21 protein-coding genes and 1 tRNA gene are annotated in these 25,016 nt (G+C 50.0%); 6 read left to right on the top strand and 16 right to left on the bottom strand.

The genetic code is table 11. The features are described 5' to 3' along the window. Position 1 precedes the first annotated feature (1 nt). The 4 genes from AC07N2_RS09580 to epsC form a co-directional block, all read right to left on the bottom strand. Positions 2-1,075, bottom strand: a complete 1,074-nt coding sequence (locus tag AC07N2_RS09580) for an acyl-CoA dehydrogenase family protein (protein ID WP_494778022.1) — start codon at positions 1,073-1,075, stop codon at positions 2-4. 1 nt (position 1,076) lies between these two features. Then, complete coding sequence (locus AC07N2_RS09575; RefSeq protein WP_494778021.1) at positions 1,077-1,631, bottom strand: carboxymuconolactone decarboxylase family protein; 555 nt, start codon at positions 1,629-1,631, stop codon at positions 1,077-1,079. Positions 1,632-1,723: 92 nt separating this feature from the next. Further along, the gene (locus AC07N2_RS09570) at positions 1,724-2,650 is read right to left on the bottom strand and encodes an AraC family transcriptional regulator (protein ID WP_494778020.1); all 927 of its coding nucleotides are present in this window, start codon (positions 2,648-2,650) and stop codon (positions 1,724-1,726) included. Between the two features lie 66 nt (positions 2,651-2,716). After that, a complete protein-coding gene (epsC, locus tag AC07N2_RS09565; RefSeq protein ID WP_494778019.1) occupies positions 2,717-3,679 on the bottom strand; it encodes a serine O-acetyltransferase EpsC in 963 nt (320 codons plus the stop codon). Between the two features lie 538 nt (positions 3,680-4,217). Here epsC and AC07N2_RS09560 point away from each other — a divergent pair. After that, entirely contained in the window at positions 4,218-4,352 is a 135-nt protein-coding gene (locus AC07N2_RS09560) for an entericidin A/B family lipoprotein (RefSeq protein ID WP_076593722.1), read from the top strand. A 100-nt stretch (positions 4,353-4,452) separates the two neighbouring features. On the opposite strand, the gene AC07N2_RS09555 is transcribed toward AC07N2_RS09560, so the two are convergent. Further along, positions 4,453-4,905, bottom strand: a complete 453-nt coding sequence (locus AC07N2_RS09555) for a BON domain-containing protein (RefSeq protein ID WP_494778018.1) — start codon at positions 4,903-4,905, stop codon at positions 4,453-4,455. A gap of 324 nt (positions 4,906-5,229) precedes the next feature. Beyond that, positions 5,230-6,243 (bottom strand): tRNA dihydrouridine(20/20a) synthase DusA, encoded by a 1,014-nt coding sequence (gene dusA, locus AC07N2_RS09550; RefSeq protein ID WP_494778017.1) that lies wholly within the window; start codon positions 6,241-6,243, stop codon positions 5,230-5,232. Between the two features lie 900 nt (positions 6,244-7,143). On the opposite strand from dusA, the gene aptA reads away from it, so the two are divergent. Further along, complete coding sequence (aptA, locus tag AC07N2_RS09545; RefSeq protein ID WP_494778016.1) at positions 7,144-8,463, top strand: omega-aminotransferase AptA; 1,320 nt, start codon at positions 7,144-7,146, stop codon at positions 8,461-8,463. 129 nt (positions 8,464-8,592) lie between these two features. On the opposite strand, the gene typA is transcribed toward aptA, so the two are convergent. From typA to AC07N2_RS09500, 9 genes are all read right to left on the bottom strand, one after another. After that, positions 8,593-10,428, bottom strand: a complete 1,836-nt coding sequence (gene typA, locus AC07N2_RS09540; RefSeq protein WP_494778015.1) for a translational GTPase TypA — start codon at positions 10,426-10,428, stop codon at positions 8,593-8,595. Between the two features lie 207 nt (positions 10,429-10,635). Beyond that, entirely contained in the window at positions 10,636-11,580 is a 945-nt protein-coding gene (truB, locus tag AC07N2_RS09535; protein ID WP_494778014.1) for a tRNA pseudouridine(55) synthase TruB, read from the bottom strand. A 120-nt stretch (positions 11,581-11,700) separates the two neighbouring features. Further along, entirely contained in the window at positions 11,701-12,087 is a 387-nt protein-coding gene (gene rbfA, locus AC07N2_RS09530; protein ID WP_494778013.1) for a 30S ribosome-binding factor RbfA, read from the bottom strand. Positions 12,088-12,193: 106 nt separating this feature from the next. Continuing rightward, a complete protein-coding gene (gene infB / locus AC07N2_RS09525; protein WP_494778012.1) occupies positions 12,194-15,001 on the bottom strand; it encodes a translation initiation factor IF-2 in 2,808 nt (935 codons plus the stop codon). 50 nt (positions 15,002-15,051) lie between these two features. Then, positions 15,052-16,611: a transcription termination factor NusA gene (nusA, locus tag AC07N2_RS09520; protein WP_076593705.1), complete on the bottom strand. Its 1,560-nt coding sequence runs from the start codon at positions 16,609-16,611 to the stop codon at positions 15,052-15,054. After that, complete coding sequence (gene rimP, locus AC07N2_RS09515) at positions 16,608-17,093, bottom strand: ribosome maturation factor RimP (protein ID WP_076593704.1); 486 nt, start codon at positions 17,091-17,093, stop codon at positions 16,608-16,610. The genes nusA and rimP overlap by 4 nt, the downstream gene beginning before the upstream one ends. 292 nt (positions 17,094-17,385) lie before the next feature. Further along, a complete protein-coding gene (rluB, locus tag AC07N2_RS09510) occupies positions 17,386-19,023 on the bottom strand; it encodes a 23S rRNA pseudouridine(2605) synthase RluB (protein ID WP_494778011.1) in 1,638 nt (545 codons plus the stop codon). Continuing rightward, positions 19,001-19,849 (bottom strand): SMC-Scp complex subunit ScpB, encoded by an 849-nt coding sequence (gene scpB, locus AC07N2_RS09505; protein ID WP_494778010.1) that lies wholly within the window; start codon positions 19,847-19,849, stop codon positions 19,001-19,003. The genes rluB and scpB overlap by 23 nt, the downstream gene beginning before the upstream one ends. 161 nt (positions 19,850-20,010) lie before the next feature. Next, positions 20,011-20,087, bottom strand: a tRNA-Met gene (locus AC07N2_RS09500). Between the two features lie 148 nt (positions 20,088-20,235). On the opposite strand from AC07N2_RS09500, the gene AC07N2_RS09495 reads away from it, so the two are divergent. Next, positions 20,236-20,823, top strand: a complete 588-nt coding sequence (locus AC07N2_RS09495; protein WP_494778009.1) for an NUDIX hydrolase — start codon at positions 20,236-20,238, stop codon at positions 20,821-20,823. A 64-nt stretch (positions 20,824-20,887) separates the two neighbouring features. Here the strand turns inward: AC07N2_RS09495 and AC07N2_RS09490 are convergent, their stop codons facing one another. Continuing rightward, positions 20,888-22,090 (bottom strand): ammonium transporter, encoded by a 1,203-nt coding sequence (locus AC07N2_RS09490; RefSeq protein ID WP_494778008.1) that lies wholly within the window; start codon positions 22,088-22,090, stop codon positions 20,888-20,890. 180 nt (positions 22,091-22,270) lie between these two features. Here AC07N2_RS09490 and aat point away from each other — a divergent pair, with 180 nt between their 5' ends. From aat to AC07N2_RS09475, 3 genes are all read left to right on the top strand, one after another. Beyond that, positions 22,271-23,002 carry a leucyl/phenylalanyl-tRNA--protein transferase gene (gene aat, locus AC07N2_RS09485; RefSeq protein ID WP_494778007.1) on the top strand — a complete coding sequence of 244 codons (732 nt, stop codon included), beginning with the start codon at positions 22,271-22,273 and terminating at the stop codon, positions 23,000-23,002. A gap of 83 nt (positions 23,003-23,085) precedes the next feature. Beyond that, the gene (locus tag AC07N2_RS09480; protein WP_494778006.1) at positions 23,086-23,835 is read left to right on the top strand and encodes an arginyltransferase; all 750 of its coding nucleotides are present in this window, start codon (positions 23,086-23,088) and stop codon (positions 23,833-23,835) included. A gap of 81 nt (positions 23,836-23,916) precedes the next feature. Then, complete coding sequence (locus tag AC07N2_RS09475) at positions 23,917-24,957, top strand: quinone-dependent dihydroorotate dehydrogenase (RefSeq protein ID WP_494778005.1); 1,041 nt, start codon at positions 23,917-23,919, stop codon at positions 24,955-24,957. The last annotated feature ends 59 nt before the right edge of the window (positions 24,958-25,016 follow it).

Here is a 25,016-nt window from a genome sequence, read left to right as displayed (position 1 = left end):
GTCATGCAACCTGTACTGCGGCTTGCTTCTGCAGTTCAATCTGCAATTGCGTCAAACTAGGCGTCACTATCGGCACAAATGCCGATTCACGCCAGCGACGAGCAAAGCTCTTGTCGCCATCTTGCAGATAAGCGCGGCCACCGCTGGCTTGCAGCTCCAATGAAACTGCCTGCTGCACGATTTCGGCCAGCAGAATACGAATACGGAACAAAGGTGCAGCCTTGGTTTTAAAGCGCCCGTCGTGTACGCCTTCAAACAACTGTTCGACGGTATCGGCCAGCAATCTCTGTAATTCTTCAATACGTGCCGTAAGCTGATTACGCGACGCAGCAGAGAGGCTATGTGCCGCATCCAGACTGGCACGTGCAAGCCCGATAGACATACCGCATTGCAATCCCAGAAAACACGGACGTACGGCAGGCAGATATATCCTTGCATCGACATGGATCACATCGATAGGATCTATCCGCACGTTCTGCAATTTGACTGCTGCAGTGTTACTGCTGCGTAGTGCCATCAAGTTCAAATCGGCGCTGCGTTGCACGCCGCTGTAAGCACTATCAAATGAAACAATAGCCGGCGGCGCATCAGCCGATGAGGCAACAGCAGCTGCAGCGATGAATCCACCTTTACGCAGATTCGTCACCCACGCCAGTGAACCATCAAGCTGCCAGCCTTCATCCTGCGGTGTGGCAATGATTTGCAGCGACTCTATTCCCGATAAAAATTTCATCGCGTTCGACAATCCGGTCGCGCCAGCACGCTCACCTTTCACCAGCGAAGCGACCTGACGCTCCGCCAGCGCATGATTAGGACTGTGCAACAGATATTCAATAAAAGTGCGATGTCCCCAGAACACGAACGCAGAGGTCAGCGAATATTCAGCGATATCGGCAACCGCACTGATCGCATCACGTACATCACCACCGCTGCCACCTAGAGATTGCGGGACACCGATACCAAACAAACCGGCCGCAGCAAGGCGTGGCAAGATCTCTTCGGCCAGATTCTGCGTCTGATCCAATCCATCTGCGTTATCGCGCAACCACGTATGCAATTCGGTTTGTGCGCTCATATCAAATCGCTCCGCTGGCAAACGGCTGCAGTTCTTTATTGATAGTTGTACCGGCCAGGCTGTTGGTGAAGTTGCACAGCGTCGCAAGGCTGATACCAAGAATCACCTCCACCGCTTGTTGTTCGTTAAAACCAGCGTTGATGAAGGCTTGATAGTCGGCATCGGACACCGCACCACGTCGTGCGATCACAGCTTGTGCAAAGGCAGCAACCGCATCCAGCTTGGTATCGCCAGTTGCAGCTCCCTGCTGCAATGCACGCACGGTTTCAACCGGAAGTTTGGCCTTCTTCAATGCGACAGCAGTATGTCCTGCTACGCAAAAGTCACAATTGTGTATGCGTGCCGCAGTAATCTGCACGACTTCACGCTCTGCCAGCGTCAAGCTGCTGCGTGCATTGATACCGGATACGGTGAGATAGGTTTCCAGCGCGACCGGCGCATTTGCCAGTACGCCGATGAGATTCGGCAAGAAGCCGTTATTGGCAATCGCACGCTCGACGAACGGGCGGCTTTCTTCTGGGGCTGTTTCCAGCGTGTGTAAAGTAAGACGGGCCATGATGTTCTTTCAATGGATGTCAATGGCCCATTATTGCACCCGAATTCATTTTCGGCCAACTGCAGGCGTCGCAGTTTTATGTTCAATCGTCTTTAATTTAAACGTGGGATATCTTCACGCTGGCGGCAACCACGGCGAAATGCACCCGGCTGTTCCCCTATCACCTTCTTGAATGCGCGTGAAAATGCAGCATGCGAGCGATAGCCCACATGTTCTGCCGTGCGCTCTATCGTATCGCCGGCATGCAGGCGTTGCGCCGCGATCTTCATACGTAGTTGCAAGAGAAATTGCGCAGGCGGTTGTCCACTCGCACCTATGAAATGTTTGTAAAAGCTGGCACGCGACATGTGAGCAACACGTGCCATATTATCGGTGGACCAATCCTGTCCCGGCTCGCGCATTATGTTATCCAGCAACGGTGCGAATTCTGTACGCCGTGCAATCGATAGCAAACCACTTGCGATGTCATCCTGTTGCGCCACATGGCGAATTACATAGAAGAACAGTACTTCGGCCAGACGCGCTATCAACGGGGACGGTTGTTCCGGATCACCGCCAGCTTCGGCCAGTATCAGATCGAATAGCGTACTGGCTGCACGCAATGATTCATCTTCAGCACGGATGATGAGGTAATCAGGAAAAGAGCCGACAATCAGCTCACTCAAAGCACCACGAAAATGAAAAAATCCGCAGGCCAAACCTGTATTACCCGTCACAGCCTGAGATAAAGGCTGCATCGCTACCGGTGACAACACTGCATCCGGATCACAGTCAGGACTCAGAAAATGAGGAATATCGCGCAGCAGGAATACGCCATCGCGTGGACGTAATGCAATCGGTGGTTTGCCTTCTACATGCAGAAAGCAATCACCATGCAATACCAGATGAAAACTACCGAGTGCACGATTTGCGGTCGATGCACGCCAACGACCACAATATTGGCCGACGTGGAAAACCGTCGTCTCCAGCTCAACGCTGCCGAGTAGCCAATGTACAAGCTGATCCGTTTCGATAGTCATGATTTATGTTTCAGCAATCCAATGATCTTCACATGGCAGTCTGCGCACATATCCCTGCAAGACAATTCAGTGATTACGTGTCTGCGCCTGTGTGATATTGCTGCCGGGCGGTACGCTATGCGTGAGCCAGACGCCACCACCAATGGTTGATCCTGAACCTATCGTGATGCGACCCAGCACTGTGGCACCGGCGTACACAACCACATCGTCCTCCACTATCGGATGACGTGGATTGCCTTTGATCAGCGAACCGTTTTCATCTGCGGGGAAACGTTTTGCACCTAGTGTGACCGCTTGATAAAGCCGCACACGCTGCCCTATCACTGCTGTCTCACCTATCACCACACCGGTACCGTGATCGACAAAGAAGCTGCCGCCAATTTCTGCACCTGGATGTATATCAATACCAGTACTGGAGTGCGCGATACGCGAGATCAAACGCGCGAGGAAAGGTGCGCCTAAATTATGTAGTGCGTGAGCAAAGCGGTGATAGATGATTGCCGTCATGCCGGGATAGCAAACCAGTATCTCGGACACACTGTGCGCCGCTGGATCACCGTGATAAGCCGCTTGCAAATCAGTCACAAGCAGATCGCGAATATGCCGCAACTGAGCGGCAAAATTGCGCGTGATTTCGATCGCTTCGAGATCCAGATCGCGCGCATCACTACCGACCTTGACGACAAGTTGATCTGCATCATCACCCTGACGGGAAACGAACAGCAAACCACGCCTGACCTGTTCAGCCAGATCATTCAAGGCGATATTAAGTTTGTCACCGACGAAGTAATCAATGCTCTCATCGGTCAAGACAGGTTGGCCGTAATGCGTTGGAAACAAGGCTGCGGACAAACCATCCAGAATTTTCTCCAAGGCTTCGCGCGATGGCAGTTCGCGTATCTGGCCACGGTAACGAATATTGTGCGTTTCTTCACGCGATTGGCGTAACGATTTGACGACGTTATCCAGACCCCACGTTCCGACGGGAGCAGGAATAACCAGTTCTAATGAAGGACGTTGTTTAGTCATGGCGCAATAATCAGTGAGTTCAGTCCGGGAATAAACGTAGAATCCACTTGAGCCTACTCAATGATAGAACTACGCCTCGAACAGGTTTTGATTATAGGAGTCGCCTTCAGGCGTTGAACACGAATAAAACTGCATATATAAACGCGGAAATTGTTGTGCGTATCCCAGCACTGCCAAGCGACACATGGTTGCATGCTGGCTGCATTTATTGCATTGCAATAAAAATATGACGAAGACGGTGACGCTTAAAAGATTGCCAATAAACAATCATTTCCCATTTAAAAACGAGTAAATGCTGGCTTGCCTGGTCACTAGATAGCCACAAAGCAATATTTATTGTTTGTCTTTCATCAATTGATTGCTATGCTTGCATTTCTGGACGGCATTTGTTTAGTGAACTTTATGGCAATTACATGTCCAATCAGTAAGCCACTTAACCATCTGGAAAAGCGGCTAGAACGTTCCCGGATACACTGAGTCCGAGGAAGTCGAGGAGGCGTTCCTACGCTCATCTCTTAAACCTGAAAGGAAAATCATCATGAAAAAAATTATTTCCATCGTATGTCTTCTCGCTATGAGCGTTGGTTTGAGTGCTTGCAACACATTTAAAGGTATGGGCGAAGACGTGCAACGCGGCGGCGAAAAAATACAGGATGCAGCGACAGGTAAATAAGCCACTCGACTATCGGCTGAAACAAAAAGAGCGTGAATTAATTCACGCTCTTTTTTATTACTTCTATGCTCTGCAAGCATTTGCTTGCAGAGTGAATTGCTTATTGCTTTTTAATCGTCAGATTATTCAGTACCGACGCTACACCTTCGACACCGCTCGCGATTTTCGCTGCACGATCGATTTGCGTCTGGTTATTCACTGCGCCATTTAAGCTGACTATCCCTTGCGATGTTTCAACGGTGACTTCCAGACCTTTCACATCTGAGTCAGCCAGCAATGCTGATTTCACCTTGGTGGTGATGACGGTGTCATCCACAACTGTTCCGACTGTTTTATGATCGCCAGACATATCACCTGATGTGATCGGCGCTGGCGCAGCTGGCGCTGTATCTGGAACTGCTGTTGGCGGCGTTACACCTGTCGTCGCTGGCGACTCACTAGGTGCAGCTGAACCTGTGGTTTCGGGAGTACGACGTTCGCATCCGCTGGCAAACAGTACTGCCAAGAGTGAGCCTGCAATCGCTACTTTTGAACGATTTGATAATGTATTCATCGTGTTTTTCCTTTCAGGGAATAACAAATTCACCTGCTCGACCACCTATTGATCAGAAGCAAAGAATTCATATAGCGTGTGAATTGATGATCCGATTTGCCTCAATGCAATCTGCTCGAAAACAAATACGTTATCTTCTTGACCACGCGTTTTTGAGAAGGTTCGGAAAGAACACAATTGATTTCACACGATGAAAAACATCGGCAACATTTACATGTTTTGTAGAATTTACAGAGGTAAATATTGAAAAAAATGCCTGACATCATCAGGTATTTTTTATTGAGATATCACTCTGAATAGAGCAACCAGGAAGAGATGCAGTAATCACGCTGCCAATGGTTGCATACGCGCCAGTGCTTGCAGCAATAAATCAGGATCACCCAGGGCCAGTTTTTTGGAGTCCGACAAAGACTGACGGAACCCACGCGCATTCGGCAAGCCAGCCATCAAGCCAAGCATGTGACGCGTGATGCTGTTCAACTTCAAGCCTCCACCCTTCTCACTCTTTCCATGCTTTTCCAATTGCTCGCGGATATATGGAATCATCGCGTGCAACACTTCAGCACGCGTTTTCGGCATGGCATCGTCACCGTAATAACGTGCATCGAATGAACTCATCATGTAGGGATTGTGATACGCCTCGCGACCTATCATCACACCATCGACATGCGCCAGATGCATGTCGATTTCCGCCACTGTTTTGGCACCGCCGTTGATGATAATTTCCAGCTCAGGAAAATCTTTCTTGAGCTGATACGCAAATTCATAACGCAGAGGAGGAATCTCGCGATTCTCTTTCGGGCTGAGTCCTTTGAGGATGGCATTGCGTGCATGCACGATAAACGTATTACATCCCGCATCAGCCACAGTACCGACAAAGTCGCGTACGAAATCATACGAAGTAATGTCATCGATACCGATACGGTGCTTGACCGTCACATCAATAGACACAGCATCGCGCATCGCCTTGACGCAATCCGCCACCAACGATGCCTCATTCATCAAGCAAGCACCGAATGCTCCCTTTTGTACGCGCTCGGATGGGCAACCGCAATTCAGATTGACTTCGTCATAGCCCCATTGCTCGCCCAGCTTGGCACTCTTCGCCAAATCTGCTGGCTCGCTACCGCCTAACTGCAACGCAACTGGATGCTCTTCATCATTGAAATCCAGATGACGCGGCACATCACCGTGCAACAAGGCACCAGTCGTCACCATCTCCGTATAGAGCCATGTATGGCGCGTGATTTGCCGATGGAACATGCGGCAATGCCTGTCGGTCCAGTCCATCATGGGTGCAACTGAAATACGCCTAGATTTATAAGTACTTGATTTCATTGATTACTGTAATTTTTCAACTGTTTATCAAACAGTATTATTTTGTGTTATTTGCATCATTTGTGTTATTTTCCTGCGTTGCTATGGAGAAATTGCAGAGTAAACAGATGGTGCTGATATGAAAACACGAAAAAACTGAATAGCAAATATGCGCCGCAAAGGTCATGAGTTTATCAGTAAGTCGTTCCTCATCAATGGAATTGCCAAAAAGTGGCGCGCAAAATGACATGAATATTACAGATGAACGAATTCCAGCATCGCAAACATCATGATTAAAAATGCTGAGTGAATATGTGTAATGCCAGAAATAACAACAATGGAGAAACCAAGTGATTAAAAAAATATATGTTTTAGGTGCTGTAACAATTGCATCCGTGCTAACTGGCTGCGCAACACATGGTACTCGAGCCGCTATTACATCCGGCGAGATTGGCTGTCCTGCATCTGAAGTTCTGATTACCGAAGGCGATATGGGGTGGACGACAAACACTTGGACAGCTCAATGTAGAGGCAAAACTTTCTACTGCACCTATAACAGCAGCTATAACCTCAGTTCACGCACGCAATGTAAAGAAGAGCTACCAAAATAATCCAGCCAACACCTCAAAAACATCCTCGCTTCGGTGGGGATGTTTTTCGCCCATTCTTTTCTAAAAATCCCTCCTAAAAAATAATTCGCAATTATTAGGATACAGCGGAAGAACTGTACGAAGAAATTCCCGTAGTCGGCAGCTTCATGCGTTTCCTAAAGCGCCGGCACATAAATAAGCGTGCATACGGCGTTGTTCCTTTGATTCAATACATATTCATCTGATGATCGATATCGATTTCCCCTCGTCTTCCGCGCTGCCGTCAAACGTACTAATATTGCTGTAATCCACCACGAAAGCAGCGCGCGCAATGAGCTCATCTCTCGATTCAAGTCACCTCTGGATGCCGTTTACCGCCAATCGCCAATTCAAAGCAAAGCCACGCATGATGGCATCAGCTTCCGGCATGTATTACACCAGCGACGACGGACGAAAAATTCTAGATGGAACCGCAGGCCTGTGGTGTGTGAATGCCGGTCATGGTCATCCAAAGATAGTCGAGGCGATACAGAAACAAGCAGCGACCATGGATTTCGCGCCGCTGTTCCAGATGGGTCACCCGCTAGCATTTGAAGCGGCCAGTGCACTGGCTGAAATCACACCAGAAGGCTTGAACCGTGTTTTCTTCTGCAACGACGGCTCCGAAGGCGTAGATACTGCGCTCAAGATTGCCCTCGCCTACCATCGCATCCGCGGTGAAGCAGACCGCACACGGTTGATAGGTCGCGAACGTGCTTACCACGGTGTTGGCTTCGGCGGCATCGCAGTTGGCGGCATCGCTGGCAATCGCAAACAATTCGGCCCCGGCCTGGCGGCTGACCATTTGCGTCATCCACTCAATATCGAAAAGAATGCCTTTTCACGTGGCTTGCCAGAACACGGCATGGAGATGGCCAACGAATTGGAACAACGCCTGCTGACGCTGCATGATCCTTCCACCGTTGCCGCTGTCATCGTCGAACCACTACAAGGCTCGACCGGCGTGATCTTGCCGCCCAAAGGCTATCTGGAAAAAATCCGTGCGATCTGCGACAAGCACGGCATCTTGCTGATCTTCGATGAAGTCATTACCGGCTTCGGTAGATTGGGCACGGCCTTCGGCGCGGATTTCTTTGGCGTTAAACCAGACATGATGGTCTGCGCCAAAGGACTGACCAATGCGGCGGTACCTATGGGGGCAGTGATCGTGCGTCAGGAAATTTACGACACCTTCATGCAGATGGCACCAGCCGACAGCATAGAACTGTTCCACGGCTACACCTACTCCGGTCATCCGTTGGCAGCTGCGGCAGCCATCGCTACGCTCGCCGTTTACAAAGAAGAACAACTGTTCCAGCGCGCGGCCGAGATGACACCATATTTTGAAGAAGCCGCGCACAGCCTGAAGGGATTACCCTTCGTCAAGGATGTACGCAACCTCGGTCTAGTCGCCGGAATAGAACTCGAAGGCATCCCCGGCAAACCTAGCGCACGTGCTTACGAATTATTCACTAAAGCATTCTGGGAAAAAGGTTTGCTGACACGTGTCACCGGTGACATCCTTGCTCTATCGCCACCACTGATCATCAACAAGGCGCAGGTTGATGAAATGTTTGGCAGCATTGCCGATATTCTGCAGGAAATAAAATAAGTTTCTACTCTCAAAGTAGGCATACGCCACACAAACAAAAAGCCCGCTGATTCCAGGAATCAGCGGGCTTTTTTCTGGAATGCGATTCGATACTGGATCGAATCAGCTACTCCGGCTTACTTCATCTTATTAAGATTCGCGGCCTGCTTTTTTACGCTCATGTTCTTTCAAATAGCGCTTACGCAGACGGATGCTCTTAGGTGTCACTTCAACCAGTTCGTCATCATCGATGAACTCAACTGCGTATTCCAGCGACATTTCGATTGGTGGTACCAAACGTACCGCTTCATCGGTACCCGACGAACGAACGTTGGTCAATTGCTTACCTTTGATCGGATTGACGACCAGATCGTTATCACGTGAGTGAATACCGATGATCATGCCTTCGTACACTGGATCGTTGTGGCTAACGAACATACGGCCGCGATCTTGCAATTTCCAGATTGCGTAAGCAACAGCAGCGCCGTCGTCTTGCGAAATCAGCACGCCGTTACGACGACCACCGAGTTCACCCTTGGTGTTGTCCACTGGCGCGTATTCGTCGAACACGTGGCTCATCAAACCTGTACCGCGTGTCAATGTCATGAATTCGCCCTGGAAGCCGATCAGACCACGTGCTGGAATACGGTATTCCAAACGCACACGACCTTTGCCGTCCGGTTCCATGTTTTGCAGATCGCCACGACGACGACCGAGTTCTTCCATCACGCCGCCTTGATTGGTTTCTTCAACGTCAACGGTCAAGTTTTCAAACGGCTCGTGGCGTACGCCATCTACCATTTTGAACACGACGCGTGGACGCGATACGGCCATTTCAAAGCCTTCGCGACGCATGTTTTCAATCAGAATGGTCAGATGCAATTCGCCGCGACCTGATACTTCGTAGGTCGAATCATCTTCTTCCGATTGCACAACACGCAAAGCCATGTTGGCTTTCAATTCTTTTTCCAGACGATCACGGATTTGACGTGTGGTCACAAACTTGCCTTCACGGCCAGCCAAAGGCGAGCTGTTAACCATGAAGTTCATGGTCAGTGTAGGTTCGTCGATTTTGAGCATAGGCAAGCCGTCCGGTGTATCAGGCGCACAGATGGTCGAACCAATGCTGATGTCTTCAATACCGTTGATCAACACGATGTCACCAGCCAGCGCCTCATCAACAATCACGCGATCCAAACCGCGGAAAGTCAGCACTTGGTTGATACGTGCCTTAGTTGGCTTGTCATCCGGACCGTTCATCCAAACTACATCTTGCAGTGCCTTGATACGACCGCGCAGGATACGACCTACGCCGATCTTACCAACGTAAGACGAGTATTCCAGCGAAGTGATTTGCAACTGCAATGGACCATCTGGGTCATCTTCACGCGCAGGAACGTGTTCGAGAATAGCGTCGAACAATGGCTCCATATTGCCTTCGCGAACTGTATCTTCCAGACCTGCATAGCCTTTAAAGCCCGATGCATAAACAATAGGGAAATCCAGTTGCTCGTCAGTCGCACCGAGTTTGTCGAACAATTCAAAAGTCGCGTTCACGGCTTTCTGTGGATCGGCGTTTTCACGATCGATCTTGTTGACGACAACGATAGGTTTCAAGCCAAGTGCCAGTGCTTTACGCGTAACGAAACGCGTTTGTGGCATCGGGCCTTCTTGTGCATCAACCAGCAACAACACGCTGTCTACCATCGACAGAACACGCTCCACTTCACCACCGAAGTCGGCATGGCCTGGGGTGTCAACGATGTTGATGTGTGTGCCTTTGTACTCAACCGCGCAGTTCTTCGACAGAATCGTGATACCACGTTCTTTTTCGATATCGTTCGAGTCCATTACACGGGCATCGACCTGCTGGTTGTCACGGAAAGTGCCTGACTGACGCAATAATTGGTCAACAAGCGTGGTTTTGCCGTGATCAACGTGAGCGATGATGGCAATGTTACGAATAGCGCGTTTTGAGTTTGACATAGTCGTTTTTTACGGTTGGGTGGTGCTGAATTTGGAAAACCGCCGATTATAGCACAGCAAGCCCCACTGACCCTTGGGAAACCCTTGGTATTTCAATGAGTTGCTGCGTTTTTTGTGACGGAATGGTGACGCAATTACGATAACTAAATAGAAATGAATCTGTTGAAGCTTGCGACTATCAAGTCGCGCAGCTTGGTCGAAAACACCTTATGCAGGATTACTTGGGCTGGTAGAGATCAAACGCTCCGGTGCCAGCACGCCAAATGACTGCATCAAGCCTGTGCCCAGCAACACTCCATCGGCCTCGCGATAGATGCGCACACGACCTTCTTCTGGCGGAATAGCCACATTTTCCTTGCCCAGCGCCAAGCGCTGACCATGCAAAAATCGTTTAGCCAGCTCTTCTGATAAATAAAGCGCAGGGAAAGATGTCAACAATGCATCGACCGGTGCCAACAATGAAGTACGTGCATCCTCATCCGTGGCAGCAAGTTGCTCTATGGTGACAGCCGTATCAATTAATAAATCACCAACTTGCACACGTCGCAAAGCATTCAAATGCGCGCCACAACCCAATACCGCGCCTATATCCTCACCCAGAACACGGATGTAAGTCCCCTTGCTGCAACGTACGCGCAAAGTCAGATACGGTGCTTGGAAATCGATAAATTCCAGCAAATGAATGGTAACGGGACGTGCTTCACGTTCCAGCGTAATGCCTTCACGCGCATATTCATACAATGGTTTGCCATCGCGCTTGAGCGCGGAATACATAGGCGGCACTTGCATGATGTCGCCACGGAACTGCGCCAGTACTGCATCGATTTGCTCGCGCGTAACAGCAACATCAGCCGTAGCAATTGTCTCGCCTTCGGTATCACCAGTATTGGTCGTGATACCAAGATGAACAACGGTTTCATACGTTTTGTCCGCATCAAGTAAATCCTGCGCGAACTTGGTTGCCTCACCAAAACATAGTGGCAACAAACCAGTAGCAAAAGGATCCAGCGTGCCCGTATGCCCAGCCTTCAGCGCACTCAATAACCATTTTGCTTTGATCAAGGCATCGTTGCTGGATACGCCGACTTGCTTATCGAGCAGCAACACGCCATGCACAGGCACACGCTTTTTTTTGATTTTATTTGTCGCCATGATGGATGCTGGAGAAATGCGATGTTGGTCTATCGGACTAAGGAATCAGCCGAATACGACGCGAGAGAGAATGAAAACGTATCGCTTGCCCACATACAGGCAAGCGTTAATGCAAGAAGATTAGTCTTCTGCATCCTTGGCACGACTGGCATTGGCTTCATCGATCAACTTGGACATTTCTATGCCGCGCGCAGTCGATGTGTCATGCACAAAATGCAGTTCCGGCAAAGTATGAATCGACAAACGACGACCCAACTGACCGCGGATGTAACCAGAAGCTGCGCTCAGGCCTGATACCGTATTCTTGATCTCATCCTTGTTATCGCTCAGCATCGTGAAGAATACTTTGGCATGCGCATAATCCGGCGTGACCTGAACTTCGGTAATCGTGATCATCCCGACGCGCGGGTCTTTCAACTCGAACGCGACGATTTCAGACAGATCGCGCTGGATCTGATCTGCGACGCGCAGACCGCGTCCTGGGATGGATTTACTATGTTTGGCCATAAACTATTTTATCGATACAACGGTGAAGCAAAAGTAACTTCGCATCGGCAAGCAGCTAAGCCGGCCGATGCGATCATGTATAACGAGGATACTGCGTAGCATCGCCTTACAGCGTACGCGCGATTTCCTGCACTTCGAAGACTTCGAGTTGATCGCCTTCTTTGATGTCGTTGAAGTTTTTCAGTGTCAAACCGCATTCGAAACCAGCTTTGACTTCCTTCACGTCATCCTTGAAGCGTTTCAAGGAATCAAGCTCGCCAGTCCAAACGACTACGTTGTCACGCAACAAGCGTACCGACGAACCACGTTTGGCAACACCTTCGAGTACGTAGCAACCGGCAATCGCGCCGACTTTGCTGACCAGAATAACTTGACGAATTTCGACCAGACCCAAGGCCTGTTCACGTTTCTCTGGTGACAACATGCCGGACATCGCAGCTTTGATCTCGTCTACTGCATCATAAATGATGTTGTAGTAACGGATATCAACGCCGTTGGCTTCTGCCAATTTACGCGCTGAAGCATCAGCACGTGTATTAAAGCCAATGATGACCGCTTTCGATGCAACCGCCAAGTTGACGTCGGACTCGGTAATACCACCCACCGCTGCATGCACGACTTGTACGCGCACTTCGCTGGTCGACAGTTTTTGCAATGAGCCAACCAGCGCTTCTTGCGAACCTTGTACGTCGGTCTTGATGATCATCGGCAGGTTTTTGACTTCGCCTTCGCCCATGTTCTCGAACATGTTTTCCAGTTTCGCCGCTTGCTGTTTCGCCAGTTTCACGTCGCGGAATTTACCTTGACGGAACAAACCGATTTCACGTGCTTTACGTTCGTCAGCCATGACCATGACTTCTTCGCCGGCATTCGGCACTTCTGTCAGACCTTGGATTTCGACCGGAATCGATGGGCCGGCTTCGGTAATGCTCTTACCGTTTTCATCCAGCATCGCACGAACACGACCATAAGCCGAACCTGCCAACACGACATCGCCGCGACGCAGAGTACCGGACTGCACCAGAATCGTTGCGACCGGACCGCGACCTTTATCGAGCTTGGCTTCAACCACCAAACCACGTGCAGGCGCATCAATCGGGGCTTTCAATTCCAGCACTTCGGCTTGCAACAATACTTGTTCGAGCAAGGCATCAATGCCTTCACCCGTTTTAGCAGACACTGGAATGAATGGCGAATCGCCGCCGTATTCTTCCGGCACCACTTGTTCAGCAACCAGTTCTTGCTTGACGCGATCCATGTTCGCGCCCGGCTTGTCGATCTTGTTGATCGCAACAACCAAAGGCACGCCCGCTGCTTTCGCATGCGCAATCGCTTCCTTGGTTTGCGGCATCACGCCATCGTCAGCTGCAACCACCAGAATCACGATATCGGTTGCTTTCGCACCGCGTGCACGCATAGCCGTAAATGCTTCATGGCCTGGTGTATCGAGGAAAGTGATCATGCCGCGTGGTGTTTCTACGTGGTATGCGCCGATGTGCTGTGTAATACCGCCAGCTTCGCCGGATGCAACCTTGGCGCGACGGATGTAATCCAGCAACGATGTTTTACCGTGATCGACGTGACCCATGACGGTAACGACAGGTGCACGTGGCAAGGCTTCGATATCAGCATGTTCTGCACCGATCTCCAGCAACGCTTCTGGATCATCCAGTTTCGCTGCATGTGCGGTGTGACCCATTTCTTCGACCAGAATCATTGCTGTTTCTTGATCGAGCACCTGATTGATCGTGCACATTTGGCCGAGCTTCATCAAATGCTTAATGACTTCAGATGCTTTGACCGACATCTTGTGCGCCAATTCAGCGACAGTAATCGTCTCTGGTACTTGCACGTCTTTTACGACCGCTTCAGTTGGTGCCTGGAAATTGCTTTCGCGATCATCATGGTGCGAAGGACGACGGCCCTTAGGACCTGCACGCCAGCCATCACGGCCACCGCCGGTATTGCCGCGCGTTTTGATGCCGGCACCACGTTTTTTCGCATCATCTTGCCAAGTCGATGAGACATTCGCCGATTTGATCGACTTCTTGTCTGCAGCAACAGCAGGTTTTTTCTCGTCTTTTTTCTCGCCTGGCTTTTTATCAGCAGGCTTGTGCAAAGTACCTTCAGGCGCTTTTGGTTTTGCTACAACTGGCGCAGGTTCCGGTGCCTTGATGGCGCGACGTGGCGCATTCATCATCGCTTTGATTTGCGCAACTTCATCCGCAACCGCTTTACGAGCGATCTCGGTTGCAGCAGCTTTTTCAGTCGCTTCTTTCGCAACTTCTTTCGCTACCAAGGCTGCTTTTTTCTTGTTTTCTTCCGCTGCTACGCGTTTTTTCTCTTCGATTGCCGATTCGTCAGCTTTGACTTCTACCGGTTTCTCGGCATCGGCTTTTTTCGCTTCTACTTCAGCTTTTTGCAAAGCTTTAGCTTGCGCTTCCTTCTCAGCTTCCAGCTTGGCGAGACGCTCTTGCTTCTCACGCAGATCAGCCTCCTGACGTGCGATCAACTCAGCCTGGCGACGCGCTTCTTCAGCACGACGTTCTACTTCTGCTTCATCAATAACAGGCGCTGCAACTTTGACTGGTGCTTCTTCAGGTGCTGCTTCATCGCGTTTTACGAAAGTGCGTTTTTTGCGTACTTCAACTTGAATCGTGCGCGATTTACCGGTGGCATCCGCTTGCTTGATTTCAGTTGTTTCCTTGCGCGTCAACGTAATTTTCTTTTTCTCGCCATCAGGCGCGACACCATGCGCGCGGCGCAGATGATCAAGGAGCTTGTCCTTGTCAGTCTTGGATAACTCGTCGGACGTGGAACTTTTTTCGACGCCAGCATCCCGCAGTTGCGTGAGCAATACGTCTGCTGGCATCTTCAGCTCGGTGGCAAATTGGGCTACATTGTTACTCGCCATTCAGTCCTCTTTTCTATGTAACACGTTAGATGAAAATCAACCTTCGTGGATTATTTGGCTTCCGCGAGGCTCCACACCTTGGCTTGCAACGCCTTGGCATGGTCATCGTATTTAGCATCGATGAGTTTCATCTCTTCGTCTGTCACATCTTTAAATTCATTGTCAATCAGGTGACGTGCACGATCTGCAGGCAATGCCAGGATCGCGCCAAACTCGTCATAGGCCAGAGCAGAGAATGCCGCCAGCGTTTTGATACCTGCCAAACCAAGTTTGCCAGCCATCACGCGATCCATACCTTCCAGATTCGCTAACGCATCGTCCATTCCTTCCAGACCTTCTTCGGATGCAATTGCTTCCGTTACCAATGCATCGCGTGCACGGTTACGCAATTCGTTGACGGTATCTTCGTCAAACGATTCGATATCCAGCATCTCGCTAATTGGTACGTATGCAATTTCTTCCAGGCTCGCAAAGCCTTCATCGACCAGAATGTCAGCGACTTCCTGATCGACATCCAGTTTTTCCATAAACAGGATGCGAATCGCAGCTGTTTCCAGTTGCGATTTATCAGCAGATTCTTCCGCTGTCATGATATTGATTTGCCAGCCGGTCAATTCCGAAGCCAAACGTACGTTTTGACCGCCGCGGCCGATTGCAATCGCCAGGTTTTCTTCATCAACAACGACGTCCATCGCATGCTTCTCTTCATCAACAACGATGGAAGAAACGTTAGCCGGAGCCAATGCACCGATGACGAATTGCGCTGGATCTTCCGACCACAACACGATATCAACACGTTCACCGCCGAGTTCACCAGTAACAGCTTGTACGCGCGAACCACGCATACCGACGCAAGTACCGATAGGATCGATACGCTTGTCTGCCGTATACACAGCAATCTTGGCGCGGACACCTGCATCACGTGCAGCTGATTTAATTTCCAGCGAACCTTGTTCGATTTCCGGCACTTCCAGCTCGAACAATTTCATGATGAATTCTGGCGCGGTACGCGACAGAATCACTTGCGGGCCACGTGCATTGCGATCGATGCGCAAGATATAAGCACGGACGCGATCACCGATACGCAAATTTTCTTTTGGAATCGTTTGATCACGTGGCAAGCGCGCTTCAATACGGCCGGATTCGACGATAGCATCGCCGCGTTCCATACGTTTGATGGTGCCAGTAACCAGTGAATCACCACGATCCAGGAAATCAGCAAGAATCTGTTCGCGCTCCGCATCACGGATGCGTTGCAACACAACTTGTTTAGTGTCTTGTGCAAAGCGACGACCGAATTCAACCGATTCAATCGGCTCTTCAATATAGTCATCCACTTCGATATCGCCGATTTGCTCTACGGCTTCAAAGTGCAGAATTTCTTGATCTGGCAGCTGCAAGCCTGCATCGTCGGGCACAACGTGCCAGCGACGGAATGACTCAAACGCGCCAGTTTCGCGATCTATAGATACACGGATATCGACATCGCCTTCATAGCGTTTTTTGGTCGCTTGCGCGAGCGCATGCTCCAAGGCGCCGAATACGATATCTGTTTCGACGTTTTTTTCGCGCGCAAGCGCATCAACCAACTGTAAAATTTCGCGACTCATGCTTTGCGACTCCTAAAATTCACTTGCGGCACCAAATGTGCCTTGTCTACATCAGCGAGCGTAAATTCAAGCTTCGCCGGCCCCTCGTTTCCTTCAAATTCCAGCGCCAGTGTCTCGCCTACCGGTTCCAGCAAAATGCCTTGGAACGATTTGCGATTTGCCGCATTCGGCATAGGCAAACGCAATTTCACAAGCGCCTCGGCGCCAGTAAAACGTACGTAATCCGACAACTTCTTCAGTGGTCGATCCAGACCTGGCGACGACACTTCCAGTCGCTCATAATTGGCGTTTTCAACCGTCAATACATGCAACAACTGGTGAGTAACTTTTTCACAGTCTTCAACGGTAATCGAGCCTTTATCCGCATCTTCTGGAGTAAAGTCGATATACACACGCACTAAACCACGGGCTGCCTGCTCAAAATTGACCAGTTCATAGCCCATGCCAACCACGGTTTTTTCAATTAGCGCCGACAACTGCAAAGGAATTCTCCGAATAACGTCAATCACGGCACAGCCGAAATTGAATACAACAATGCAAACTGTTCAACAAAAAAAAAATGGGCATCTGCCCATCTTTCTTATCATTCTGGTCGTCAAATTCAATGCCAAAAAGATAATTATTTGGCAGGCGACCTTCGTTAACTGCCGAATTATAGTTGATTACCTTGTGCACCGCAATGTTGAAATCCCTGCGGCGCCCATTCGGACAATTAACAAATAGGTCTTTTTAAAGACGACTCGTCAAACGACGGGTAGTGGAACTAGACAAAAATTAAACTTTTGAGCGACGGCGCGGGCCGCCTTGCCCACCTTGAGGACCATTTCCGCCACGACCTGGACCGTTGCCGCCCGGACCACGATTTGGTCCATTGCTACGACGCGGCTGGCCCATGCCAGGAAATCCCAAGGAAGTTTGCAATGGATCAGGTTGGCGGCTGCGTTGCTGACCTTGGCGTCCAGCCGGTTTCCCCGGATTCTGACCTTGACCTTGCGAACGACCTTGCCCAGCACCAACACCTTGCCACTGGCTTGGACTACGCGGTAAGCCCATGCCGTTATCGTAAGGAGCACGATTGCCATTCGGGCGATCGCCAGGACCACTGCGTCCCTTAGGCTTCACGCTTTCACTACCGATTTTTTCCAGACCACTCACTGCCAACAAATCACGTACAGCGTGCTCTTCCATTTCTTCCCAGCGTCCACGCTTCAGATTTTTTGGCAAAGCCAGCGCACCATAACGGGTACGAATCAGGCGCGAAACAGTCAAGCCTATCGCTTCAAACATCCGGCGTACTTCGCGGTTACGGCCTTCGCCGATCGTCACGCGATACCATTTGTTAACACCTTCACCGCCACCGTCGGCGATTTTAGAGAATTGTGCAATACCGTCTTCCAGCTCAACGCCAGCCAACAGCTTCTGGCGCATGCCTTCTTCCAGCTCACCGAGAGTACGCACCGCGTATTCACGATCGATACCATAGCGCGGATGCATCAGACGATTTGCCAGGTCACCAGATGTTGTAAACAACAACAGGCCTTCTGTATTGAAATCGAGGCGACCGACGGCCAGCCATTTCGCAGCCTTCATAGTCGGCAAGCGATCGAATACCGATGGACGGCCTTCCGGATCGTTGGTACTGACAATTTCACCAGCTGGCTTGTGATACACCAGAACGCGTGGCGGCTTCTTGCTAACTTTGCGCTGAATCAACTTGCCATTAATACGCACTTGATCTGCAGGCAAAATACGTTGACCGATATGAGCAGGCTCACCATTGACCGACACACGGCCAGCAATGATCAATTCCTCCATGTCACGACGCGAGCCAAGACCGGCTTCAGCCAATACTTTGTGCAATTTCGGCGCGTCATCATCTGCGGTCAAATCACGACGAATAGTTTTTTGTTCTTGTCGACGTTTGCCACCGGCATTATCTTCCACCGCCAGCACATCAAAGTCATCGGATGTGACGAAAGAAAACACATCATCTGCATCATTCGCCTTCGAATGTGGCTTGCCACCTCGATGCGCACCAGCACCATTCGGCTTGCCGTTACCACGCGATTTTTGCGGCCCTTTTGCACCAGGCTGGCGATCGCCTCGGCGATTATTATTGTGTTCTTTACGCGGCGCATCGGAAACAGCTGCCGTACGTGGCTCAGCTTGCGAAACATCTTGTTGCGGCTCTACACCATCCGCTTTTACGATCTGTGTATCAGCATCACGCGGTGCATTGCGAGCACGACGCAAAGTGCGCGGACCACGCAGACCGCGCTTTGCCGGCTTGGCACCTGCACCTTCAGTTGAAGATGTTGCATGTTGCTCAGTTTCGCCTCGGCCTGCATGCTCCGATGGAGCTGCATCATTGCCAGGTGCGTCAGGCTGATTATTTTTCGTTGGGTGATTCATTATTCAATTCTTGGTTGTCCGAACTTGGGACGTCAACAACCGTCAAGTCAGGCGCTACTGCGTCGGTGGGAATGACTTCAGATGCCGAAGCCGTGATTTCAATTGTATTTGTTGCCGTCTCGTCCGCACCATCCACATCATCGGCGACTACAGCAAGCTCTGTTGTTTCAACATCAACCACCTCTGCTACAACGGTGGTATCGGCAAAATCAATCGCCGTTTGATCTAGATGTGCCTGCAACTCAACTTCCAGACCTTGCATCTCAAGCAATGCACTACCTTGCATATCGCCCTTCTCTACTTGTTGCAAAGGTGGTAATTGGTCCAAAGAAGTTAAGCCGAGATCATCAAGAAAATGTTTGGTCGTTGCAAACAAGGCTGGCCGTCCAGGAACATCGCGATGTCCTATGGATTCGATCCAGCCCCGATCTTCCAGCATTTTAATAGTTTGCGAATTAACCGTGACGCCACGAATTTCTTCGATATCACCACGCGTAACTGGCTGGCGATAAGTAATGATGGCAAGCGTCTCTAAAGTTGCGCGCGAATATTTCGGCGGCTTTTCCGGATTCAGGCGTTCCAGATAAATCTTCATTTCCGGACGACTTTGAAAGCGCCAGCCGGTCGATAGGCTGACAACTTCAATTCCTTTATCAGCCCAATCGTCGCGCAACTCCTCAAGCATCTGCTTGATTGCATCGGCATCGATCTGGCCGTCCGTCTCACCGGTCTCGACATAAAGTTTCTTCATGTCGTTCATGGACAGGGGCTCGTGAGCGCAAAGTAGCGCTGTTTCGAGGACCTTCTTCGCCTCAGCAATATTCATTTACGATATTTAGGACTGTTTAGTTGCAATGTGCAGAAATTATACTCAACGACAATCATCTTTGGATGATGCCCGGTTAGAGAACCAGTTGATACTGCAATCCGACGCCCGTTTAGAGGAGATTATTGATAGGCGGGATTTATATAAGACTTGTAAGACTTTGGTTGCGGGGGCAGGATTTGAACCTACGACCTTCGGGTTATGAGCCCGACGAGCTGCCAGACTGCTCCACCCCGCGTCTGAAGATATGAAGTATATAGAGTATCTGCGCGCAACGCAAACTTAATCGCACTTTCTTTGTGCGGTGATACACTTCTTCACTTCAAGCAAGTCCGCATCTATTCAATTGCTGTCCATTTTCAAACGATTTTAGATTCTATTTTTCTATGAAATTTTGCTCTGAGTGCGCGCACCCTGTTTCACTATCCATCCCAGATGGCGACAATCGCCCGCGTTATGTATGCAGCAATTGCGGCGCCATTCATTATCAAAACCCAAAGATGGTATTGGGCTCGATTCCGGTATGGGATGAAGCTGGCGATATGCGCATTCTTTTATGCAAACGTGCAATAGAGCCTCGCCTCGGTTACTGGACATTGCCTGCCGGCTTCATGGAAAACAATGAAACGACAAGCAACGCGGCGATACGCGAAACCATAGAAGAAGCTGGCGCAAATATCCAACTGCACGAACTGTTCTCATTATTGAATGTGCCGCACGTTCATCAGGTGCACATGTTCTACCGTGCAACCTTGCTGGATTTGAACTATGAAGCTGGCGTTGAAAGCCTGGAAGTAAAACTGTTCTCAGCCGATGAAATTCCTTGGGACGATATCGCATTCCCAACTGTCAGCCAAACCCTGAAGTTCTTTTTGGCAGACCATGCGACATTGAAAGACGGCGGCACTTATCACTTCCATACAGCCGACATTACCAAACCTATGATTCAGCCGAAATCTGTTGCTACTAACTAAGTACAACAAAAGAAAAAGGCGACAACACGATGTGTTGCCGCCTTTTTTCATTGATTCAAAACAATCACCAGTAAGTCTCGCGCTCCGGCGTCGCACTGACATTATGAATCGATAGATCCGCACCGTTGAACTCCTGCTCAGCATCCAACCGTATGCCCACAGTCAGTTTCAACGCGCCATAAATCAACACACCACCAATCAACGCTATCGCAATCCCCAAGCCTGTACCGATTAATTGCGACATGATGGACACGCCACCCAAACCACCCAAAGACTGCAAACCAAAAATCCCTGCAGCCAAACCACCCCATGCGCCGCATAAGCCATGCAAAGGCCACACGCCCAACACGTCATCGATTTTCCATTTGTTTTGTGTCAGCGCAAAAGCCCAGACAAAAATGAAGCCAGCAATCGCACCTGTTATCAACGCTCCCAATGGATGCATGATGTTGGAACCAGCGCAGATCGCAACCAAACCGGCCAGCGGCCCATTGTGCACATAACCGGGATCATTCTTGCCCGCCAAGAATGCTGCCAAGGTGCCACCCACCATCGCCATCAATGAATTGACTGCAACCAAACCATTCATTTGCTCCATGGTTTGTGCGCTCATCACATTAAAGCCGAACCAGCCTATCGTCAGTATCCATGCGCCCAATGCCAGAAACGGAATGCTGGAAGGTGGGTGCGCCGCAATTGTTCCCTCTTTTGTATAACGCCCGCGACGCGCGCCAAGCAATAGCACTGCAGGCAAAGCTATCCAGCCACCAACCGCATGCACCACGATGGAACCGGCAAAATCATGGAAGTTCGCGCCAAAGCTTTCCTTCAGCCGGGCTTGAATACCAAAATGCTGATTCCAGGCTATGCCTTCAAAAAATGGATAAACCAAGCCGACGATCAGCGCAGTCGCCAGCAATTGCGGATGAAAACGCGCACGCTCAGCAATCCCGCCAGAAATGATTGCCGGAATTGCGGCAGCAAAGGTCAACAGGAAGAAGAACTTGACCAGCTCGAATCCATTACGCTGCGTCAGCACTTCCGCACTACCGAAAAAACTCACACCATACGCCACGCTGTAGCCAACAAAAAAATAGGCAATTGTCGATACTGCAAAATCGACTAATATTTTGACCAGTGCATTAACCTGGTTTTTTTTACGTACTGTTCCAAGCTCAAGAAAGGCAAAACCAGCGTGCATGGCCAAAACCATGACCGCGCCGAGCATGATAAATAATGCGTCGGTACCGTTTTTGAGTGCATCCATGCAAAATCTCCCAATTAGTGTGCAAGTCGAATAAATGAATGCACCATAAAAGCAAAAATCGTTCCATTTTGGTGATATTTTCAAGCTATTGATTTTTAAAGATAAATTTTCATCGACATAATAAAATCCATATTCCGCACCAAAAATGAACGATAAAACGAGCCAAAACAGGGATAAACCATGATTCCGTGGTTAGAAGCAGATGATCCCTTCCCCCATGTTTCCAGCGCGCTCACAGAAGCCGATGGAGCCGCAGGCTTATTGGCCGCCGGTGCCGATCTATCAACTGAACGTTTGCTACAGGCTTATCGCAATGGCATTTTTCCGTGGTTCTCGGAAGGCCAGCCTATTCTGTGGTGGAGTACCGACCCGCGCATGGTGCTATTCGTCGACAACTTCAAAATCTCCGCTAGCCTGAAAAAGAATTTAAAGAAAATTCATCACAGCATGTACTCGGATGGACGCTGGCAAATTCGCTTCGATCATGCGTTTGAAGATGTCATGCGCGCCTGCGCTGCACCACGTCATGGCGAAAGCGGCACATGGATATCTGATGAAATCATCGCTGGCTATGCAGGCTTGCACCAACAAGGCTATGCACATTCATCTGAACTATGGCTGGATGGTGAACTGGTAGGCGGCGCATACGGCGTATGTATAGGCCACATGTTCTATGGCGAATCGATGTTTGCTCGCGTGCCCGATGCATCCAAAATTGCGCTGACATACCTCGTGCATTTCCTCAGAAGCCACGGAGTTTCAATGATAGACTGCCAGCAAGAGACGTCGCATTTGGCATCACTTGGTGCTGCACCAATTTCGAGATCTGAATTTATATCCAGATTGCGACAGGCGGTTAGTGGACCTCAGATCAAGGATTGGGTGCCAAAAGCATTGTTTCCTGTCGCTTGAGAATGTATTCTTGTTACAGCAGTTGCCTGATATGGATTTAGTCGCCGAATTCGCGAACTCGGAACTCAATTAAGCAAGCAATCATGACGCACCCTAAAGAGCTACCGTTTTCCACGCTGCAGTTTTACGCAACTGCACCCTATCCTTGCAGCTATCTGGATGGTCGCCAGGCACGTTCACAAGTTGCCACTCCTTCCCATTTAATCAATGCCGACGTTTATTCCGAACTGGTCAAGAGCGGATTTCGTCGTAGCGGGATTTTTACCTATCGTCCTTATTGCGATGGCTGCCAGGCATGTACGCCGGTGCGCATCAAAGTCGACGAATTCGTGCCGAATCGCAGTCAACGCCGTGCGGAAGCCAAGCACAGGGACTTGCATACTTCCGTTACCAAGCTGGTTTATCTAGCGGAACATTACGAACTCTATTTGCGTTACCAAACTGCACGCCACGCCGGCGGCGGCATGGACCAGGACAGTCGTGAGCAGTACGCGCAGTTCCTTTTGCAAAGCAAGGTCAATACACGCCTGGTGGAATTCCGCGAGGACGATGGCACCTTGCGCATGGTCAGCATCATTGATGTACTCGACGATGGCTTGTCTTCGGTCTACACCTTCTATGATCCTGAGCCAGCAAATGCGTCTTACGGCACCTACAATATTTTGTGGCAAATCAAGCAAGCAAAATTGCTGGATATGCCATACATCTACCTAGGCTACTGGATCAAGGAAAGCCCCAAGATGTCGTACAAAACAAATTTTCAACCGCTGGAAGCCTTGCAACAGGGCGAATGGACAGCACTTCCTTTCGTCGATCCACCTTCCTCACGTTAAAATACCGGACATGAAAACCAGCCGACCATTATTTTTATGGCCGGTTTGGCCGTCTTTTGATCTACCAACCTGATCCCTACCGTGTCCGACAAACTTCTCTACGCGCTTGCGCGCCCTTTTTTATTCGCCATTGATCCGGAAGCTGCACATAACCTGACACTTCCAGCACTACGTCGTGCAGCGGCAATGGGACTGACTTCTTCTATCGTCAAACCAGCGCACGATCCACGTACAGTCATGGGCATTACCTTCCCGAATCCGGTTGGTCTTGCTGCCGGTCTGGATAAAGATGGCGCTTATATCGATGGCTTGGCAACACTAGGCTTCGGCTCTATCGAGGTTGGCACCGTGACACCGCGAGCACAACCAGGCAATCCGATGCCGCGCATGTTTCGTCTGCCGAAAGCAAATGCCATCATCAACCGCATGGGCTTCAACAATGGCGGTGTTGATGCATTCGTCTCCAATGTGCAAGCGTCGAAGTTCTATCAAAATAAAGAAGGCATACTCGGCTTGAACATCGGCAAGAATGCCGACACGCCTATCGAACGTGCAGTAGATGACTATCTGATCTGTCTGGAAAAAGTGTATCCATACGCCAGCTACGTCACCGTCAACATCTCGTCGCCTAACACCAAGAATCTGCGTCAATTGCAAGGCGCATCCGAACTCGACGCCCTGCTATCGCAACTCAAAGAAGCGCAACAGCGACTGTCCGATCAACACAAACGCTACGTTCCGATTGCATTGAAAATTGCACCAGATATGGAACAAGAACAAATCCAGACCATTGCTCAAGCCTTGTTGCGTCACAAAATGGATGGCGTGATCGCTACCAACACCACCATCAGTCGCGATGCAGTCAAAGATATGAAACATGCAGAAGAAACAGGCGGCCTGTCAGGCGCGCCCGTTTTTGAATCCTCCAACATCGTGATACGCGCATTGAAAAAAGAACTCGGCGACACCTTGCCCATCATCGGCGTTGGTGGGATTTTGTCTGGCGAAGATGCGCAAGCGAAAATTGATGCGGGCGCATCGTTGGTACAGCTCTATACCGGCTTAATTTATCGCGGACCAGTATTAGTGAAAGAATGTGCTGCGGCACTACGCTCAGCATAATCTGCCTGGATTGCAACAAGTCACGCTGTATTAATCTGACCTAGGCAACAAGCATTCAC

The sequence above is a fragment of the Herminiimonas sp. GW821-FHT09C12 genome, from assembly GCF_059416385.1.
Note: the sequence above shows the minus strand (reverse complement) of the source record. Positions and strands in the feature narration are given on the sequence as shown.

Excerpts from the sequence above, each read along its gene's own strand:
- AC07N2_RS09580 (WP_494778022.1), bottom strand. The coding sequence starts at position 1,075 with ATGAGCGCACAAACCGAATTGCATACGTGGTTGCGCGATAACGCAGAT.
- AC07N2_RS09575 (WP_494778021.1), bottom strand. The coding sequence starts at position 1,631 with ATGGCCCGTCTTACTTTACACACGCTGGAAACAGCCCCAGAAGAAAGC.
- AC07N2_RS09570 (WP_494778020.1), bottom strand. The coding sequence starts at position 2,650 with ATGACTATCGAAACGGATCAGCTTGTACATTGGCTACTCGGCAGCGTT.
- epsC (WP_494778019.1), bottom strand. The coding sequence starts at position 3,679 with ATGACTAAACAACGTCCTTCATTAGAACTGGTTATTCCTGCTCCCGTC.
- AC07N2_RS09560 (WP_076593722.1), top strand. The coding sequence starts at position 4,218 with ATGAAAAAAATTATTTCCATCGTATGTCTTCTCGCTATGAGCGTTGGT.
- AC07N2_RS09555 (WP_494778018.1), bottom strand. The coding sequence starts at position 4,905 with ATGAATACATTATCAAATCGTTCAAAAGTAGCGATTGCAGGCTCACTC.
- dusA (WP_494778017.1), bottom strand. The coding sequence starts at position 6,243 with ATGAAATCAAGTACTTATAAATCTAGGCGTATTTCAGTTGCACCCATG.
- aptA (WP_494778016.1), top strand. The coding sequence starts at position 7,144 with ATGAGCTCATCTCTCGATTCAAGTCACCTCTGGATGCCGTTTACCGCC.
- typA (WP_494778015.1), bottom strand. The coding sequence starts at position 10,428 with ATGTCAAACTCAAAACGCGCTATTCGTAACATTGCCATCATCGCTCAC.
- truB (WP_494778014.1), bottom strand. The coding sequence starts at position 11,580 with ATGGCGACAAATAAAATCAAAAAAAAGCGTGTGCCTGTGCATGGCGTG.
- rbfA (WP_494778013.1), bottom strand. The coding sequence starts at position 12,087 with ATGGCCAAACATAGTAAATCCATCCCAGGACGCGGTCTGCGCGTCGCA.
- infB (WP_494778012.1), bottom strand. The coding sequence starts at position 15,001 with ATGGCGAGTAACAATGTAGCCCAATTTGCCACCGAGCTGAAGATGCCA.
- nusA (WP_076593705.1), bottom strand. The coding sequence starts at position 16,611 with ATGAGTCGCGAAATTTTACAGTTGGTTGATGCGCTTGCGCGCGAAAAA.
- rluB (WP_494778011.1), bottom strand. The coding sequence starts at position 19,023 with ATGAATCACCCAACGAAAAATAATCAGCCTGACGCACCTGGCAATGAT.
- scpB (WP_494778010.1), bottom strand. The coding sequence starts at position 19,849 with ATGAATATTGCTGAGGCGAAGAAGGTCCTCGAAACAGCGCTACTTTGC.
- AC07N2_RS09495 (WP_494778009.1), top strand. The coding sequence starts at position 20,236 with ATGAAATTTTGCTCTGAGTGCGCGCACCCTGTTTCACTATCCATCCCA.
- AC07N2_RS09490 (WP_494778008.1), bottom strand. The coding sequence starts at position 22,090 with ATGGATGCACTCAAAAACGGTACCGACGCATTATTTATCATGCTCGGC.
- aat (WP_494778007.1), top strand. The coding sequence starts at position 22,271 with ATGATTCCGTGGTTAGAAGCAGATGATCCCTTCCCCCATGTTTCCAGC.
- AC07N2_RS09480 (WP_494778006.1), top strand. The coding sequence starts at position 23,086 with ATGACGCACCCTAAAGAGCTACCGTTTTCCACGCTGCAGTTTTACGCA.